Source organism: Acinetobacter sp. 12966, assembly GCF_031196995.1.
Lineage (GTDB): Bacteria > Pseudomonadota > Gammaproteobacteria > Pseudomonadales > Moraxellaceae > Acinetobacter > Acinetobacter geminorum.
The window spans coordinates 1-18234 of sequence record NZ_JAVIMC010000011.1 but is presented as its reverse complement, the minus strand read 5'-3'; the positions used below and the strand labels follow the sequence as shown (position 1 = coordinate 18234).

The window sequence follows — 18234 nt, the reverse complement described above, 5'->3', positions numbered from 1 at the left end:
ATTTTAGAATGCCGTTGACAATGTGAAGTACCTTTTGTAATTATCCTCTGAAGGATAAATGAAAATTAAGTACTTACACAAAATTTAGAACAGTCCCTCTTTAATTTTTTAGCCATTCACTAGCGTATTCAGTCCGTAACTGCAAAGGTCCAGACTCATCAATGCAGCATCTTGAAGCTGTCTCTATGCGAACTACGGTGTAGCCCATCTCTTCAGCCACATCGTAACGATCAAGACTACAAGCTTTATTTTTAAGTTTGCCCTTTCGTCCACCTGACCAGGGACCGCCAGCAATTTCAACTAAAATACGATGTTCAATTAAATGAAAATCAAAACGCCAATGCTTTGTTGATTTAAACTGGAATTTCTTTTCGTATTTAATTTCCAGATTGTCTAAAGCTTCAGTAAATTCTTCCTCTGCCTCTAAGTACTTTAGAGTAGCTTTAGGTAGCGGTCTGGATTTAGGCTTGGTTTTAGGTTCTTTTTTCCGAGTAAGCCAAAAGTATTCTGTAGAATCCATAATTCTTACCCATAAAAAAACCGCCCTTAGGCGGTGGCTAAACTCACAGGCAATATAGTATTACTTCTTAAAAGTTGCCTTATAAAGCTTTGAATTAAAGTAATCCGTAATTTCTTTACCTTCGGTTTGAATTTTTTCCTCATTTAAGGGTAAAAAATCTAATTCATATTTCAAGCTCATATACTCTGGAATAAATTTCTTTATAGGCGGAGGTGGTTTAGGTCCACCTTCTGTAATTTTTTCGATAAATCCAGCTAACCATAAAATATACTCACCTTCTGAATTATGAGGAGGAATCAAACTCACATCTATTTTTACTTTACATTCATCTAATGGTCTACTGAACAATTCAACAAAATCAATAAAATTATATTTTAATTTAAATTCTGTTCCCTCAATTTCTCTGCGTATACATGTCATAAGTAAGTTCATATTTTCAATACAGTCATGTGAAAACAATTCCTCATCTTTAATTTTGTTATAAATATTTTCCGCAAACATGAGACACTGTGGCATTTCAGCAGCTCCTCATTTTTATAAAGTATTTTTCTTAAGGTAGTCCTATTATAACAATGTTGCAACAAGAAATTTTCCATTTTTAGTTTAAGGAAATTTTAAAAATTATAAAAACGATTATATTCAATAAATTAGTACGAATAAAAGCTATGGAAGTTTGATTTTTCTATTGAGCTTTAAAATGGATTATTGTGTTTAAATCATCAATTTAAAAAGCTTGCCTAGTAGGCAAGCTCCCCCTTTTTGATATTTGCGCTGATCAACAAGGTTTAGTGTTACCTACTGCAACACACTGATAATACAGAAATATTTAAAAATAAAAAAGCCCACTTCCTATTTTTATTCAGAAATGGACTTAGCGAAAAAAAACGCTTAAACATGAAATAGGAAATATCTATTCGGAAATATCTCCAACTTCATATTGGCATAATATTTAAGCACTAGCAATAGGGATTGAATTAAAAATATCAAATATTCATATTTAAATAGATAAAGATTTCTTTTTTTTAAATGGTTTTATTTTTAGCCTACATAATTTTTTTACTTATCAAGACTTATAAAGAATATGTGCCCATCAATAGGTAATACTTAATGAGGTCTTATGTGCAGTAACCATTAGGCTCTAGAGAGTAAGAACTCAAACTGACTAAAAATAAAAAATAATTAATTTTCAATATTAATGATCATATACTGCAAAGTTATGTATATTCCAACTTCTCCATTGTTGAGTGCCTCATATAAGTCTTCATCAACGAAATCTCCAGATTCATCATATAGCCATTTATGAATTTGAATAATTTGTATATTCCCTTTTTTGTCTATTCTTGCTATTGGGTCTATTACGGAACGAACTATCACCTTCTTCTTCGTCTCAACATCAAGCAATGTGATAATTGTCATTTTAAAATCCTTATAAATATCCTGTATAACAACTACGCTCAATCAATAAAGATTTTTATATTTAAATTACTCAAATAGCAATCTTTTCAATCTAAAAAATAAATAAAAAACACTTTAATAGTATGTGCCTATTAGAAAAGGTACCTTAAATATTCTACTAGCAATAAAAAACCGCTTTAAGGGCGGTTCATATTATTCATCAATCTGATCATGCAGTTTTTTGATAAACTCTATAAGCTTTTCTTTACTTGCATCATTAATTGCAACTAAACCAGTACTTGCTGCATTATTTAAAACCGCTACTGTTATATCGCTTTTCGCTTTGATTTTCGCACTTTCAACCACCGCATCATATTCAATATTATTCATTACCATTTGTTAGTTTCTCATTTTATAAAGTGAGAGACATTAATAATATGAAATCAGCAACTATTCAAGCACCTACTTAAGATCATCAGGCGTTTCCAAATAACACCCGTTTTTATTACAGAAAGCATGAATGTCGTTTAAGTATTCGGTTAATTGAACTGTACTTGCGTCTGTAGTGCTCATTAGCTCACATAGGCCACTTGCTACATCTTGGTAGAGAGGATGCTTAGAATCTTTCAACTCTCTTACAGCCTTGAATGTTTTCTTGTATTGGCCAACGTCATCGCAATCATAGATTTTTGCTAAGAAGTTTTTCTTAAAGAACAGATGCTCGTAATCTTTATCTTTACCTTGACGTTTAGCCCATTGATTAAGCCACATCCAGTACAAACGGTTTTGAGCCTTCGAACGATCTTTCTCTTGTGGTGCGATCAATACAACTAACGGCTTCCCTTCATTCGCTGCCTTAGCATGATTCACATTAAGAAAGTTAGTTACTGGTGAAATGTCGCAATAAAAAACCACCCGTGGGTGGCTTGATTTTTTTTGATAAATTAATCAACAGCTCAAAAATGGGTAACTGTCAGATCGAGTTTGGACTACAACACTTTAGCTCATCGATTTACCAAAGCGCTAATCTTCACACTATTGTTTAAAATCCAGTAATCAAACTGTGATGCTAAAACTTTTAAATTCCCCTTTTTAAGCTGCTTAGGCTATTTTAACCAAAGTTCATCTTCTTGCATGATTTTTAACATTAAATTAAATATAACCAGTAGAGTAACATTTTTTTTATTATGGCCAACAACTCTTTGAAAACTAAATTTAACTGTTCTCTCAAGCACTTCCAGATTGACTGGATAATTCTGTTTGTCTAAATTTAGGTGATCTCCAATAATTGGCTCTATACCAGCAATAAAATTAGCAATTTGTTGCTCATCATCTTTCTTTATGCATTGAAAATGTAGAAAGTTTTTACGTAATTTTCCAAATAATAATAATACCTTAAGTGCATTGACCACGTTCAACTCTTTAGGTATATCTTTCCCCTTATCATGTTGGTTATGCAAATCAAGGAGAGGAATTATTTCATCAGAACGTTTCAGTTTCTTAGCTTTGTCGTAAAGCTCATCAAACCAACCCCCATCTAAATTTTTATTACTAACATATTTCGTTTTTAAATTAAAATTTTTGGGGTCCATCCATTTAGTGCTCATAAATTGACATCGCTGCATCCATTCTTGTGCTTGAATATCTTCGCTTGAACGGCCATCTCTTAAACTTATCAAACGTTGAAAAGGCGTCAGAGTACTCTTCTCGATACTAAACTTCTTTTCTTGTCGACCAGCAATCATAACTGGCTGTGTTTGCTGATAAGAGTTAAACCATTTCTGCTGCTGAGTATAACGATTTAAGTTTATGTACTCTGTACTTGAATTCACTGGACCAAAACACTGTTCTAGGACTTTTTTTGAAATGATACACGGCGAATTGTAAATTCGATCGACTGCTAATAAATCCAAAACATGAAGATAATTTGAAGCCGTTTGTTCAATACTGCTATGCCCCATCCAAGAGGCAAGCACCTGCCATTTATGTTGAATAATCTCTTCATGAGCACGTGCTTTAACACCAAACAATAAATCACGCATCTTTTTTGCTTTTACCCAAGGACAATCTGTATATGTTTTAATCATTTCTTTTGAGCCCAGCAAAGTTATTGCTAGATAGTTAGCAGCACTGTGGCGCAACGTATGAAAACTAAAGCCATGATGCATACCTAATATTTGGTTAAACAACTCTACTGTAATTTTGCTGATACATTGATCAGTTAATACACGATGATTAACACTAAAAAGTAGATCATCCTGCTGATTAAACAAATATTGTTCATAACGATGTTGTATGTAATGTTGTACTACTAAAAACTCATGTTCTGACAAGGCAATTTTCAATGGTATTTGACGATTTGCACTTTGCGTTTTCAGACGGCGATATGAATTGTTCTGAATATGAAGCGTGATATTATTAAAAGCTGTATTTTCTTTTTCTTTATAAAGTAACTCTGGGCAAATAATATCTTGTATTTTAAGACAACGAACTTCATTTAATCGGAGTCCAGTTCTATAACTCAGTAAATACATCAGCTTTAAACAACTCAGATGATCGACCCACTCTGATGCCGTTGGCTCTTGACTTAAATGTTCTAGTTTTTCCAATAGCTTGCCAAATAACAAAGGGCTTACTAGGCGTGCATTGCAAATTTGTAAATGTTTAAAACTTGAATTCTGTAACACCAATACCTCTGGTGCATTAAAATTATCTATACAAAATTGATGAAAATCTTTTAGGCGACCAAAACGGTATTCTGCTGTTTGGTGCATCTTACGAGAGGTTTTTCCTTTAACAGCTTCACGTTGAGTTGCTTGTGCATCTCGTTCACTGCTATATTTCAACAACTGTCGATATAAATCTTCATAATCATCAATGGATTGTTGCTTTAAATCCAATTTATTAAGCCAAATTTCAAATATAAATTCTTTAGCAAATGATCCTAAGTAGCTTTCAATAGTTGATAATTGAAGCCCTCTTTTTTTTAAATGCACTAACCAGTGAATTAAGCGTAATTGGGCTTCAATTAAAGACTTTTCTTCCGTATTTGCATCACGCATCTTCTCCTCTAACACCCTTCTGATTTCTTGCCAAAAACGTAGCGTGCGTTCTTCTTTATTCCTCTTTTTATCTAAGCGCTCAACTTTTTGACCTTTACGTTTCTTTTGATCAAACAACATCAACTCATACGGAATCGTTTGTAATTTGCTTTGAGCTGTCAGAACTTCAGGATGTAACTGCTCTTGTTCAAAATGAATAGGGCTATTCTCTAGTTCCATGACTTGATTACGTTCATTACTCCATAGCAATCTAAATTCGGATGGCCGTAAGGCGACAGTATTAATCTCTTGCTGAAGTACATTACTTAAAAATATATCTAGGCTAAGGTTTGGATTAAATTCAAGTACCATTTGCACATCATTAAATGCACGAAATCCACGGCGTTTAATTTGATATTGCAGATAGCCCAAACTTTTGTTTCGTCCCATGCGACTCAAGCTTTCCAGAATACAATCTTCAATTGATTGTTGCAGACGATATTCTTTATGAGTAGCTTTCAACTTTTTTAAATATTGCAAGATGAACTGAGCATATGAGTTAAAAAAAACATGCTTCCATTGGTACAACTTTCTCTGTTCTACATCGTTGCCATATTGAGAGTTTTCAACACGATAATGTAGTAACAATGGATTAGTGATTTTTTTGTAGTCCGAATGGTATAACCGAAAACAATTCAGATCTGTACCAAGCTCAACGGCCTCCTGCAATTGCTGCTGAATAGCAACCAGATGCTGTTCATCTGCACAGCCTGAAATATATATAAAACTTAAGCATAAATCCCCCCACAAATATTTAGGGTCATCCCAATATCCAAGTGAATCTTTCCAATATGCTTTCAAAGCGTTGAGTACCTGGGCATGTAACTGCCCTTGTTTTAACCGTGACTCCGTACTCTCAATTTTTCTAGGCAGTACGATCCGTTTAGTATGTGGATTTAGCCTAATTCTGTATGATTTTTTATCTACATTCTGGTTGAATTGCCTTCTTCTTTTATTAAATTCATCTTCAGTAAATTGCATCAGTTTAGATTGTTCATCTCGGCTCAATTTTTGACTCAAACAATCAATACTATCTTTAATGTCATGCCATTTTTCGGCGATCTGCTGATCAAGTTTTTGCTGCATGTCTTGCGTCAATACTTCAGGTAAAGAAGGCTGTCTTTCTTGCGACTTTTTCACCAATTTCTGAATATCAACAAATAGACCGTCTAGTTGTGGTTTTATTAGTTCTTTGATTTTTTGCATACAACTATTTTCGCTCTAAGTGTTTAATCGATAAAGATTTGACATTATCTTGCAATTGCTGGCGGGCTTGCTGTACATAGACATTCGGAATAAGTGAAGAATACGGATGAAAAGCCTCTCGGTCACGTTGGTCATGACCATAAAGAGCCTGAATTAAATGGAATGCTAAAGCAGTTTTTTTTTCTTCTTTTTCTTCTGCATACATCAAAAAATTCATATCAAAATGACGTAACCAATTCGAATACATATTCTTTGGAAAGATTCCTTCCATATATAAATTTACCCAGTTTCGAGATAAAGGGATTAACTTAACTTTCCTGCTCTGCCACTCTTTGACAGTTATCGGCAAGATATCTTTACTATCAATGACCTTTCCGAATAAGTCATTGAGCGCAATTTTTTTCTTTGCAAATACTTGTTTTAAAAGTGGGCTATACAGTTCAATTATTTGTTTTAAAAATACAGTGTAATTTTGCAGTGCTTTTAAGAAGAAATCGGATAGCGGGATAAATCGTCCATCCTTTCTTACCTTGCTATTCTTTTTATCGTTTACATATAGAATTTTAAGCTCAAAACAATAATCTTCCAAATTCCCCAACAGATTTTTATTAGGCCGTCTGGCCATGCTTAGCAAGCTAACATGCCACATCCAACACGCGTATGCATTCAATTGATTAATGATATGTTGATCTTTTTGAATATTTTCTTGGCAATGTCTATGTAAAAAAGCAAATTGCTCTTTCACAAAACTGGGTTCAAGTGCCAGTTGACTCCCTACCCTCCCTTTAGATGCAGATTGCACTTTGAATTGTTGTTGTAATATTTTGAGTTCAGCCGTGTCTTCTGTAAGTTCCTTAGAATGTGGTGTAAGTGCTGATTCTAAAAAAGCTAAATAGCTGCTATCAAGCTGAGCTTTGGGAAGTCCTCCGTAATAAATACCTGGCACATCATGCTTGATATCCCGCCTCGCAATCACATGAGTAAGATATTCATTATAGGTTTCATAATATATATGAAAATATAATTGGGCCTGAAGTTTTTCAACGGTGATAGTACCCACAAACTGATTAGCAAACCACTTCTTAAGTTCGGAATTAATATCTCCTGAAGAGATCTTTGGATTCGATGCTTGTTCTATGTAGTCAAACCATGCCGCCGGTAGATGTAGTTGGTGAGTCATCTCTTCATTCCAACGCACAGGCTTTAAACTCTTAATTTTCTGCTCGGTAACTTTCAAATTTAAATTAAGTAAATATTCCCGTCGTTTTCTTGAACCATTCTGGATCAAAACACCATCTTGTATGAGCTCGTTAAAATCCATCAGTGCTATGGGAGATAATCCAGTCAAAAGTGACAATAAACATGCGGCAGCGATTGCAGCATTATCCCAGTCCGCATTTAACTCAGTTCTCAACACATAAACAATTTGCTTCAGTACATCTGGTGCTAAATAATGAGGATTTGTAATAAATGGCACATGACGGCGTTGGCGATGCCGCGTGTAATACGCAGTATAATCACTAATTAAATGATTAAAATTTTTAGTTTTTTCATCTTCTGAGTATAATTCTACTTCAATGTCCAATAACTCAATTTCACCATCTTCATCTTTGTGAAGAGAGGCATCATAAAAACTGATCTTTGCGTTATGTCCGATATCTTCATACTTACCAGATTTTATTTCACGAAATTTTTTGAGTTCAATTTTAGTTGGCCATTTCAAAACTTTGCTTTTTTTTGACTTACGCTGACGATGAACAACACGACGATCATCAAGTCTTTTAAAAATTATTAATAGAGCCGATAAATACTCTATGACTTGTACTTTTTTGAAATTTTTAATATTAAAAAGTTGATTACGATCCTCTTTTTTCAAATTACGTTCGTACGTGACATAACAATTTAGCAGCTTACTACATTCATGAAATAATTCAGCATTATTAGAATCCAGCACATATCGTGAGACATAGCGTAGGAGGTCACAAACATGTTTTTGCTTATTCTCAGCTTTAGCAATTTTTGCAAATTCTTGATACTGCCGATATGTTAAAAAACTCGCTTGTAGAATCAAATAACGTTGCGATGACAGCTCTTGTGTATTACTAGTATCTGGACATGCAAAATAACTTAAAGAAGCTAGAAAATAATATTTACCTAATTGTCTAGAGCTAGATATATAGCCATATATCTGTTGCGCTTCCTTATATAGAGCGTGGGCTTTTTCACGTAAATCATCTGATAGATCGACAAATTGTGTATTCACAACATCATCATGTAATAGACAATAATCTTGTTTAAATTTTTCTGCTAAATCTAAGAATTGCTCTTCTGTTTTAATCTTTGGCATATTCGCTTTCGCTTAATTTTTTATCAAATTGCATTGGTTAAATTCATTACGATCTGAACAATTTTGTAAAAGTTGATCTTTGATTGGACTTTTTGTCAGCTTAAAAAATCTAGCAAAAAATTTAGCATCTAGCTCTTTCTGAGCTTTTCTCTCAAAGCATAAGTGTTGCTGTGATTTTTCGATAAAATCATCAAGATTATGTATCAACTGTAAGATTGCAACATAATTAGAATGTACACGTAAGCATGGCTCCGTTTGCATTAATAGCAATATTTTTTGCCAAATTTTCACATAGATTATTTTGAACTTTGCTTGTACTACTACTTTCTGACTCTGTTTAATCTTTTTGATTTTCAGTAGTTCTGAGTTAATTTTTACTATCTTAAATTGAACATTTTGTCGCTCAAAGCAAAAGGGCATGATAAATTGCCCCATAAATATCTCTATATTTTTTACTAAGTAGTCAAATTTTAACATTTTTATCGATATAAAAAATGAGCATATCTTTTTATATGAAAATACATTTAATCTATCAACTAAATTTTCTCAAAATTACAATTATCAACAAATACATATGGTTTACTTATCATGGGTCGCCTAAATTTTAAAAATTCTTCCACTTTTTTTTAGTTTTCTGTTATTACATGAAACAATACCGTTGTATTACATTTTGAAATGCTTTGTATGCAGCATTGATCAAAAAGATTCTCTGCTATACTTACTTCACGTGTAGCATCAATGGAGTTTCGAATTGCTCAGAACCACTGAACAGAAAAAAATATATTCAAGCGACACGTGTGCAAAACTATCAAGCCAGCCTAAAGCTTGAAGGCATTACAACGACAGCTCAAACAACTCAACAAAGTAAAGCTGAAATCTTGCAAAAATATAAGAAGTATTCGCAACCCGAAACGTTAGTCAGGTACATGTATGGGGAAATGGGTGACAGCCTGTATTGTTACCCTGGCACAAATATCCTAAAGAACAAACTCAATATTCGTGATGAACAAATTTTAGAACAAGCTGAACTAGCACTGTCTGGATTGGCAAGTAACTTAATTGAATATGCTGAACCACCTTACGACTTACAATACTTAAAAATTAATTCATGCGCAGCTCTCTGGCGACTTATACGACTGGGCAGGAAAGTTAAGACAAATCGTATTTCCAAAGGTGACACCCGTTTTTGTAATTTTTTCCCGTATTGAAATTGAAACCAATAAATTACTTAAATCAATTCAAGAAAAAAAAGTACTTTCAAGGCTTAGCACCGCAACAACTAATTCCTCAACTTGCCGACTTGTATTGTGAGCTTAATGTCATACACCCATTCCGTGAAGGTAATGGACGTACACAACGGATTTTCTTTGAGCATCTGATTGCTCATTGTGGTTATGGTATTGATTGGTCTCGCATTGACTCTCAACAACAATGGATTCAAGCCAATATTGAAGGTTTTTATGGTAATTTAAATCCATTAATTCAGATTTTTGAAATATGCTTTATTCAAAATACCTAAAATTTAAGTAGTCAGAGCCCACAATCCTTAATGAGCCATCATCTTTGCTTCAATCCACTGATTAATTTCCCAAATAAACCAACAAACACGATTCTTAAAAATCTTAATACTCTTCGGGTAATTTAGGATCGTAATATGCAGATTACTTATCCAGAATTGAATAGATCGTTAACTTAGATAGACCTTTAAGCAATGTAACTTGCCGCATTTTTATCAACATATGTCTCAAAAAAGTTCGCCTATACATAAATTTATGGTGTTTAGTGATTAATCAATGTCTGATGACCTGAATGGATGTTACAGATTACATGCAAGTGAATTGATCTATGGCTATTTTATGGCTTTTGTGTAATCCAATCCATTTGATCCGAATGTTCTCTTTTGCAATAAAGCAGCCTCTTCTGCTTTTCTTGAACCAACGAACAATGCCATTGATTTGATTCAATTGGCAACGGTGATGCTGAATCACATCTCCAAAGAAGGGATTAAATGCAAGAAATGTGGTAAGTAAAAATAGGGGATGGAAGTTATTATCCGTCTAATTGGAACCAGCCCATGAGTGGAGATCAGTTGAGTAAGTATCATTTTAAGTGAATAAGAGAAGGATGGCTCACCTCACTTCTCCAAATAACAACGCTATACTTTTCAACCCAGGTTAGATATTGGCAACTACATTTCATTCTTCATCATGCTGGTCTTATAGCATGTAGACAATCACTACATCATTTGCATTCAATGCTCAATACAGCCTGTCAGCAGAACCGCAGCGATATTTTTTCCTGCATACATGTAGTGTTTAAATCCATTCATTTTTCAATGATCCCCTACCGTTTATCACATTTATGGTCAATCTTTAACCTTGTGAAAAATGCACATACCGATATCTTCAAACTGTCAAATTTATGGATACATGACATTTAAAGAAATTATCCGATCAATTTTTTAGATAAAACTCATCAAGAAAAAAGTTATTATTATTCATAACTTCACTAACAACCACATAAAAACAATAATTTAATAAATTATTCTTCCAATTTTTTTAGATTTAGTGTTATTACCCTAAATCCATGCTTAGCTCATTCTATTACATAAATGATTTAGAAGTATCCACGATATAAATTGCTTGCCCCCACACCTCTGCCCCTCTCATGCCCAAAAAATTTACACTAAAAGGCAGATTAAGCCCGTACGAGTTACATATCGCCGCATGCTATGTTGAAAGCATTTAAGAAAAAATCCTCAATATTTATAAGATTTTTAAAATATGAACTACTTTTCGAAGAACCCTTTCTAAGTAATGTGACCAAAAAGGAAAAATGAAAATACTGTGATTTCCTTATCAACAATCAGTCAAAGTACATCCTGATGAATTTCTGTAACCGATACCCAAGGACCAAACCTACCTTCCGAAGTGCTGTGCAACAAAGCCCTCCTCAACCACACTATAGCTATAAATTAATTCCATTATTTTGTGGTTTAATTAAATTATTAAAGTTTAAGACCCAATTTAATGGATTTATATTTCACTAAACCCGAAGAAGTCGTGACGCTTTTAGGTGAGCGTTTACGTAAGCAACGACTCTTTTTGGAGATGTCTCAAGCTGAGGTTGCAGCACGCGCTGGTGTCGGCGTGAATACGGTTTCGAATCTTGAAGCGGCACGAAATGTATCTGTTGAAAATTTAGTCCGTATTGCAATGGTCTTGGGTCGATTAAACAAACTTCAGGAGCTGTTTCAACCTCAGCTTAACAGTGTAAAAGATATTCTACGCTATGAAAGTCAAAGTAAGCACCAGCGTATTAAGAGGAAGGGATAATGCTCAACAGTCTTAATGTTTATTACAATGGTTGGGGCGAATCATGGTTATGGGGAACGCTGATTAGTTCAACAGCCACCACAGGTAGACCCACTATTGCTTTTGAATATAGTCCAGAAGCAATACAGCGAGGTGTTCAGCTCTCTTCTTATTTACTCCCTTTAAAAGGTCTACCACTGAGACAGGGTTTTCCTACTTATCAAATGGGATTACCTGGTCCAGTCTATGATGCTTTGCCGGATGGTTGGGGCATGTTATTAATGGATCGATATTTTCGAAAAATTGGACTGCATCCGGCACGAATCAGCCCTTTGGAACGTCTAACTTATATTAGCACCCATGCAATGGGTGCTCTCTCCTTTGAACCCTGTGTCGCAGAGATGCAAACTTCAGAGAATATTCCCCTGCCGCAATTGGCACAGGAAGTCCAAGAAGTCCTCAAAGGAGAAGGTGGCGAATTTTTTACAACATTTGCTGGTCATGGGTGGCTCCCCCCAAGGTGCCAGATCCAAAGCATTGGTTTACCGAAATCCTGTCAATTTTGAGTTTTCGACGCAAGCTTCTGATCAAAATGAAGCCTGGCTGATTAAGTTTCCTGCTCAGCAAGAGTATCCTGAAGTCTGCGCCATTGAAGCCGTCTATGCAAAATGTTTGCGACTTTGTGCAATCGAGACTCCAGACACCCATTTTTTTAATTTGCCCAATGGTTTAATGGCTTTTGCTTCTAAACGATTCGACCGTCAAAATGGCATGCGGATTCCAATGCAGAGTTTGGCTGCATATACCGGAGCAGACTATAAAGTTCCAGGTAGCCTAGACTATCGCAATTTTCTTCGGGCAACCTTGATGTGTACGCAAGATGTGCGGAAAGGCTGCATACTTTTAAACGTGCTGTGTTTAATGTACTTTTCAATAATCGGGATGACCATACCAAGAATTTTTCTTTTCTCATGGCAAAAAATGGTCAATGGAAATTGGCTCCAGCCTATGATGTGACCTTCTGTGAAGGTCCAGGTGGTTATCATCAAATGGACATTATGGGAGAAGCGCTCAATATTTCTCGAAATGACATACATAAACTCGGTACTTCAGAAGCGAATCTGACTACTCTAGAAGTCGATGAGATCATCTTGGCCATGCATGAAATTGCACTTCAATTTAGTCAAATTGCGCAACGCCTGTATCCTCATCAAATTCGAGAATCTACCCTAGAGATGATTCAATCACGAATTCAACAAAATATTGATTTTTTAACTGAAACCTAAGCGTAAATATAAACTAAGCGCCAACCATCAACTTATAGTTAGTCGCTACATAATCTGTAGAACCTGTGAATTAGCTCGCTTTATAATCACGAATATTAGATGGATCACCGCCAAGATACGTTCTGCAAGCGTGAAATCACTACATCCAGATCGAAAATCGCTAAGAAAAAACTATCACCAAAAAAAAGGTCTGCACTATGGATAGATACAGACCAAACTCTGGATAACTACCAGCACGAGAAATATGTCGCAATTTTGCATAGACATGAATTTGATAAAATCAGCCCAGAAAGCCAGAAATTCATAAAAACTATTTCATCAATCCCCTATAACTTAATCACGTTCATGGTCGATCTTAAATCTTGCGAAAAGTACTCATGCTGACCTAGCCAAACTGTAAAACTCATGTATTCATAGCCTTTAAATGAATCTTTCAATCGTTATATTTAAGGTAAAAACTAGTAATCAGAAGTTATTATCATCCCCATATAAAACAAACATCAGATTAAAAATAATAACTTTGTAAATTATTTATTCCATTTTTTTTATATTTAGTGTTATCTTTCCTAACTTCATCTGGGAGAGTTGAGTTTGATCATAGACCATTCGATAGCCTGCTTGTTGCATTTCTGCGATCAAATTCCGTTGGTCTATCCGTTCTCCCCCTTGATCTTTCGGCAGAAATTGACGCTTACCCCCGCCTAGAATCACATCAACCCCATCTTTTAATTTGACGTTATAACGCTGATAGATATCACCTTGCGAACTTGGTACTAATTGGGATGCTATGTCATTTTCAGCATCACGATGACAAATATGAGCATAAGTCGATGCTGGTGTAGCATGCGTAATGCGAGTTGTTGTGACTACCCCTGTACCCCAACCTCGTGCTTTGGCCAATTCGAGTAAAGTTTGGGTGTCTTGCTTATTTTGGATCTGAGGATTGGTTCCACATTGATGATTTCCGGTCTGATTTGGTTCTACTGCAATTGTTCCAGTCTGCATGGATATCACTTCATTTTTCATTTTTACACCTGTCATATAGGCACCCATCGATGGTGCGCTATCTGTAACCTGTGCAACTTCTGAGAAAGTACGAACAAATGCTGACTCTGGCAGTTGATCTATTGGCAGTTGGCAATCTTCACCAACAGCATAAATTCGTACAGCTGTTAGTGTCGTGATACCCATTCCATCTCCCAAGAAAAAAACCACACGTTGAGGCTGTTTTGATGGTTGTACTGAAGTAGAAGTTGATTGAACTAAAGCAGGACTTTGACAGCCCGTCAAAATAACTGTGCCCAAACTACACCATGCCAAACTTATTAATTTTTTATTAAATTTTTTCTTATGCCAAAGGCTTTGTTGCACAAACCTATCTCTAAAGGCTTATTCCACAATATAATTTTGAGATGAATAAGCCTACACCTAAAATCTACCGTACAACCAATTGGCCCACATACAACCGAGCTCTCATTAATCGTGGGAATATTGCCATTTGGTTTGATCCCAAAACACAATGGTATGCTCAACCAAAAAGCCAACATGGTCGAAATCAAACTTATTCCGATACAGCCATCCAATGCTGCTTAATGATTAAATCCATATTTCGTCTTTCTCTACGCATGGTCACTGGCTTTGTACAAAGCCTGATTAAACTTTGCGGATTAGATTGGACAGCGCCAGACTATACGACGCTTTGCAGAAGACAAAAACATATTGATATTGCGATTAGCTACCAAAAAAGTAGCAATGGTCTACATCTACTCGTAGATTCAACTGGTTTAAAGTTTTTGGGCGAAGGTGAATGGAAACGGAAGAAACATCAGCCTGAATATCGTCGACAATGGCGTAAGCTTCACATTGGTATAGATGCTGAAACGCTGCAAATACGTGCAGTTCAGCTCACAACGAACAATATCAGTGATTCACAGGTGCTCGGTGATTTACTTGGTCAAATACCACTTGATGAGCGAGTAGATTCTGTCTATACCGATGGAGCCTATGACACTAAATGCTGCAGACGAGTGATCTCAGATCGTCAAGCATATGCGGTGATTCCGCCAAGAAAAAATGCGAAACCGTGGAAAGATACAAAAGTTCATTCGCAAGAGAGAAATGAATGACTAAAAACAGTTAAGCGTCTAGGAAGAGCCCTTTGGAAAAAGTGGTCTGGTTATCATCGGCGAAGTTTGGTCGAAACCAAGATGCATTGCATCAAATTATTAGGCGATAAACTCTACTCAAGGAATTTTGACAGCCAAGTGAATGAGATCCATGCACGTGTAGCCGTATTAAATAAATTTACAGAATTAGGCAGACCTCATACCCAAGTTGTAACCTAAATTTTAGCAACTTAGGAAAACTTTACCTTCAAAGGCTTTATGCAACAAAGCCTATGCCAAAGCATTGCATCAACTCATCTTAGGATGGTCGAAAAATACGCTTTAAACATTCAATTTACATGACAAATTTATGAAAATATTATTATGACTACTTATATAAATTTTCCTAATTGCAAAAAATAGTGTAGCAACTTGCTACACTATTTTTTTACTTTATTTTTCTAACATTCGTTTTAGGAAAGCTTTTAATTCTTGTAAATTTTGATCATCAAATTGGCCCATTTTTAAAGATACCTTTAATGTATTATGGTCAAATTTGATATTACCAGCAACTTTCCCATCATATTCAATTTTATGTACAATTGAAGTTTGAATTACTTCTTTCGTTTCTCTTGACTTAAAGATTTTTTCAGCTAGTGATGCCAGTTTTGTCTGTTCAACTTCTTTTTTAAGCAATTTTGACCATGCTTCGAATAATGCTTCTTTAGCTTTTTCATGGTTTTCATCATGATCTGATAGAAACTTTTTCACTGCTGTAGCAGCGGTCCGTGCTAATAATGACGGCTGTTTCTCCAAATCTTCAATCAACTCTCCAGGTAATTTTTCATAAGATAAATATTTATACATATCTTCACGATTCAAACCTAATGACTTTGCTAACTTCTGCTTATTTTTTTTTAATTTTTCATCCAAAGAAGTTAATCCAACATATATTTCATAATCTGTCAGATCTTCTCGCTTTAAATTTTCAGCTAATGTTAATAAAGCAGCTTCTTCATCCGATGCATCAATAATGATTACTTCAATGGTATTCTTATTGAGAAATTGGTGGGCTTTCAATCGTCTTTCACCAGCAATCAACTCATATTTATCATTTATTCTACGAACTGCAATTGGTTGTAATAGCCCAATTTCTTCAATTGATGCTGCTAAATCTTCAATATCTTGTTGATTAAAGAGTTTTCGAGGCTGGTTAGGGCTAGCCTGAATATCTGTAATTTGTACATTACGTCTTAGCTCTTTGACATCGTTAATATGCTCCTTTTGGGCATGTTGATGCTTTTGAGTATTTTGCTGAAGACGTTTAGCCAATAGCTCTTTATTACTTACCATAGTATTTCCAGAATTATATTATCCGACACGCTGAACAATTTCTTGTGCTAAAGTTTCAAAAGCTTTTCGAACTTTTGAGTTTTTATCAACAGATAATAAAGGTTGTTGCAAAATTGCAGCTTGATTAACCTTAGTGCTCATTGGAATTGTGGTATGCAATAATTCTCCAACTTGATTAAATGCTTCATCTTTTATTAATTTACATACATTCTGACGCTCATCATGTTTAATTAATAAAGCACCTAAGAGTTCTAATTCAGGGTTAACTCTTCTAATTTTACTTAAATGATTAATTAAATCAGTAACACCATAGAGACCGTATTGTGAACCAGATTCAATTGGAACAATAACATGTGTCGAAGCGGCTAAAGCATTGCTGGTTAGTAATTTTAAGCTAGGAGGGCAATCAATAAGAATGTAGTCATATAATCCTTCTAGAATTTCCAATTTATTTGAAAGTTCCTCGGATGGTCTTGGTGCATCATCTTTCAATTGATCTTCAGTTTTACCAAGAGTTAATGAGCCATATATTAAGGAAACATTTTTAAATTTTGTTTCTTCTTCTAATGCTTCCGATAATAGACTTATATCACCAATAAGTAATTCAGCTGATGTAGTTTCAACTTCGCTAGGGTGTCTTAATCCTATATGTAAACTTGCATTTGCTTGTGGATCCAGATCAATTACTAAGACCTTATTTCCTAATTCAGCAAGCTCTGAAGCAAGATGTACTACAGTAGTTGTTTTCCCGCAACCACCTTTATGATTAGCTACAGCAATGATTTTAGTTGACATATTTGTCTTAAGGAATTTACTTTGATTTCATTTAATATAAAGATATTTGTAGCAACTTGCTACAGTTCCTTTGTCATATTTTTATCTTTTGAATTCAAAAGATGTGGGAAAAACATTTCTTAACTTTTTTAAAAAATATAGCTAGCTAATTTTAATTAGTATTAATTAGTTAATTATAATTAAACAAGTTTTATTTGTTTAAAAAACAATTAGATAGATTTTTTAAAGTGGAAGGTTTGTCACTAATAAGTGGAAGGCCTGTCACTGATAAGTGGAAGGTTTGTCACTAATAAGTGGAAGGTTTGTCACTGATAAGTGGAAGGTTTGTCACTATGGTGGAAGACTTGTCATTGTGATTTATTTTAATGTGTATTTTTTAATTTAAAACAATACAATTCAACTGCTTGTGATGTTGATAAGTTTGTTTTTATTGAAATAAAGGTGGAAGACTTGTCATTAGATGTTTTTTATTCTGTGGATAAAATATTTGTATAAAATTTAATTGATAACATGATGTTTGATAGTCAAGAATATCGGAATGGTGGAAGGCTTGTCACTTTAATGGTGGAGTATATGTTGAGTAATTCCACTTTAGTGGTGCTGTAGGCTATTCCTACTTTCAAATTGATTGCTTGAGCGACACAGATGAATTATCAAAGGTGGAAGAACTGTCACTTAAAAGTGTTTATTTTTATATTTATTCCACCATAAGGCTGAATAGTACCAAAATTGCACTTTAATAGGGCTTTGTTGCATAAAGGTTTGAAAGATAGAAGCGATCCTAATTGAGCCAAATTTAAGTGACAACTCGG

At 34.7% G+C, this 18234-nt stretch carries 11 protein-coding genes and 6 pseudogenes; 6 read left to right on the top strand and 11 right to left on the bottom strand.

Annotated features, from left to right (window positions below):
• Window positions 1-100 precede the first annotated feature (100 nt).
• From RFW85_RS02955 to RFW85_RS02920, 8 genes are all read right to left on the bottom strand, one after another.
• Window positions 101-520: a hypothetical protein gene (locus RFW85_RS02955; protein WP_309171112.1), complete on the bottom strand. Its 420-nt coding sequence runs from the start codon at window positions 518-520 to the stop codon at window positions 101-103.
• A gap of 60 nt (window positions 521-580) precedes the next feature.
• Window positions 581-1036, bottom strand: a complete 456-nt coding sequence (locus RFW85_RS02950; protein ID WP_057076637.1) for a hypothetical protein — start codon at window positions 1034-1036, stop codon at window positions 581-583.
• Window positions 1037-1699: 663 nt separating this feature from the next.
• The gene (locus RFW85_RS02945) at window positions 1700-1936 is read right to left on the bottom strand and encodes a hypothetical protein (RefSeq protein ID WP_000152659.1); all 237 of its coding nucleotides are present in this window, start codon (window positions 1934-1936) and stop codon (window positions 1700-1702) included.
• A 192-nt stretch (window positions 1937-2128) separates the two neighbouring features.
• Complete coding sequence (locus RFW85_RS02940; protein WP_004795942.1) at window positions 2129-2311, bottom strand: hypothetical protein; 183 nt, start codon at window positions 2309-2311, stop codon at window positions 2129-2131.
• A 66-nt stretch (window positions 2312-2377) separates the two neighbouring features.
• Entirely contained in the window at window positions 2378-2830 is a 453-nt protein-coding gene (locus RFW85_RS02935; RefSeq protein ID WP_005071567.1) for a hypothetical protein, read from the bottom strand.
• A gap of 191 nt (window positions 2831-3021) precedes the next feature.
• Window positions 3022-6222, bottom strand: a complete 3201-nt coding sequence (locus RFW85_RS02930; RefSeq protein WP_005130151.1) for a site-specific integrase — start codon at window positions 6220-6222, stop codon at window positions 3022-3024.
• 4 nt (window positions 6223-6226) lie between these two features.
• Window positions 6227-8569, bottom strand: coding sequence for a hypothetical protein (locus RFW85_RS02925; protein WP_005130152.1), 2343 nt, complete (start codon window positions 8567-8569; stop codon window positions 6227-6229).
• Between the two features lie 12 nt (window positions 8570-8581).
• Complete coding sequence (locus tag RFW85_RS02920) at window positions 8582-9046, bottom strand: hypothetical protein (RefSeq protein ID WP_170318196.1); 465 nt, start codon at window positions 9044-9046, stop codon at window positions 8582-8584.
• A 274-nt stretch (window positions 9047-9320) separates the two neighbouring features.
• On the opposite strand from RFW85_RS02920, the pseudogene RFW85_RS02915 reads away from it, so the two are divergent.
• From RFW85_RS02915 to RFW85_RS02895, 5 genes and pseudogenes are all read left to right on the top strand, one after another.
• Window positions 9321-9483, top strand: a pseudogene (locus tag RFW85_RS02915) (YhfG family protein); the annotation flags it as partial.
• A 12-nt stretch (window positions 9484-9495) separates the two neighbouring features.
• A pseudogene (locus tag RFW85_RS02910) lies at window positions 9496-10088 on the top strand (putative adenosine monophosphate-protein transferase Fic).
• A gap of 337 nt (window positions 10089-10425) precedes the next feature.
• Window positions 10426-10682 (top strand): annotated as a pseudogene (locus RFW85_RS02905) (hypothetical protein).
• A gap of 916 nt (window positions 10683-11598) precedes the next feature.
• A complete protein-coding gene (locus RFW85_RS02900) occupies window positions 11599-11904 on the top strand; it encodes a helix-turn-helix domain-containing protein (RefSeq protein ID WP_005130167.1) in 306 nt (101 codons plus the stop codon).
• Window positions 11904-13169: pseudogene (locus RFW85_RS02895) on the top strand (type II toxin-antitoxin system HipA family toxin). Before RFW85_RS02900 ends, RFW85_RS02895 begins: the two are co-directional and overlap by 1 nt.
• A 561-nt stretch (window positions 13170-13730) precedes the next feature.
• Here the strand turns inward: RFW85_RS02895 and RFW85_RS02890 are convergent.
• A pseudogene (locus RFW85_RS02890) lies at window positions 13731-14360 on the bottom strand (alkaline phosphatase); the annotation flags it as partial.
• A 221-nt stretch (window positions 14361-14581) separates the two neighbouring features.
• Here RFW85_RS02890 and RFW85_RS02885 point away from each other — a divergent pair.
• Window positions 14582-15514 (top strand): annotated as a pseudogene (locus RFW85_RS02885) (IS5 family transposase).
• Between the two features lie 213 nt (window positions 15515-15727).
• Here the strand turns inward: RFW85_RS02885 and RFW85_RS02880 are convergent.
• Both RFW85_RS02880 and RFW85_RS02875 read right to left on the bottom strand, forming a co-directional pair.
• Entirely contained in the window at window positions 15728-16627 is a 900-nt protein-coding gene (locus tag RFW85_RS02880) for a ParB/RepB/Spo0J family partition protein (protein WP_005130172.1), read from the bottom strand.
• Between the two features lie 18 nt (window positions 16628-16645).
• Complete coding sequence (locus RFW85_RS02875) at window positions 16646-17422, bottom strand: ParA family protein (protein ID WP_000104830.1); 777 nt, start codon at window positions 17420-17422, stop codon at window positions 16646-16648.
• Window positions 17423-18234 lie beyond the last annotated feature (812 nt).

Bases quoted from the DNA above. Each gene is read 5' to 3' on its own strand.
- RFW85_RS02955 (WP_309171112.1), bottom strand. From the start codon at position 520: ATGGATTCTACAGAATACTTTTGGCTTACTCGGAAAAAAGAACCTAAA.
- RFW85_RS02950 (WP_057076637.1), bottom strand. From the start codon at position 1,036: ATGCCACAGTGTCTCATGTTTGCGGAAAATATTTATAACAAAATTAAA.
- RFW85_RS02945 (WP_000152659.1), bottom strand. From the start codon at position 1,936: ATGACAATTATCACATTGCTTGATGTTGAGACGAAGAAGAAGGTGATA.
- RFW85_RS02940 (WP_004795942.1), bottom strand. From the start codon at position 2,311: ATGGTAATGAATAATATTGAATATGATGCGGTGGTTGAAAGTGCGAAA.
- RFW85_RS02930 (WP_005130151.1), bottom strand. From the start codon at position 6,222: ATGCAAAAAATCAAAGAACTAATAAAACCACAACTAGACGGTCTATTT.
- RFW85_RS02925 (WP_005130152.1), bottom strand. From the start codon at position 8,569: ATGCCAAAGATTAAAACAGAAGAGCAATTCTTAGATTTAGCAGAAAAA.
- RFW85_RS02920 (WP_170318196.1), bottom strand. From the start codon at position 9,046: ATGTTAAAATTTGACTACTTAGTAAAAAATATAGAGATATTTATGGGG.
- RFW85_RS02900 (WP_005130167.1), top strand. From the start codon at position 11,599: ATGGATTTATATTTCACTAAACCCGAAGAAGTCGTGACGCTTTTAGGT.
- RFW85_RS02880 (WP_005130172.1), bottom strand. From the start codon at position 16,627: ATGGTAAGTAATAAAGAGCTATTGGCTAAACGTCTTCAGCAAAATACT.
- RFW85_RS02875 (WP_000104830.1), bottom strand. From the start codon at position 17,422: ATGTCAACTAAAATCATTGCTGTAGCTAATCATAAAGGTGGTTGCGGG.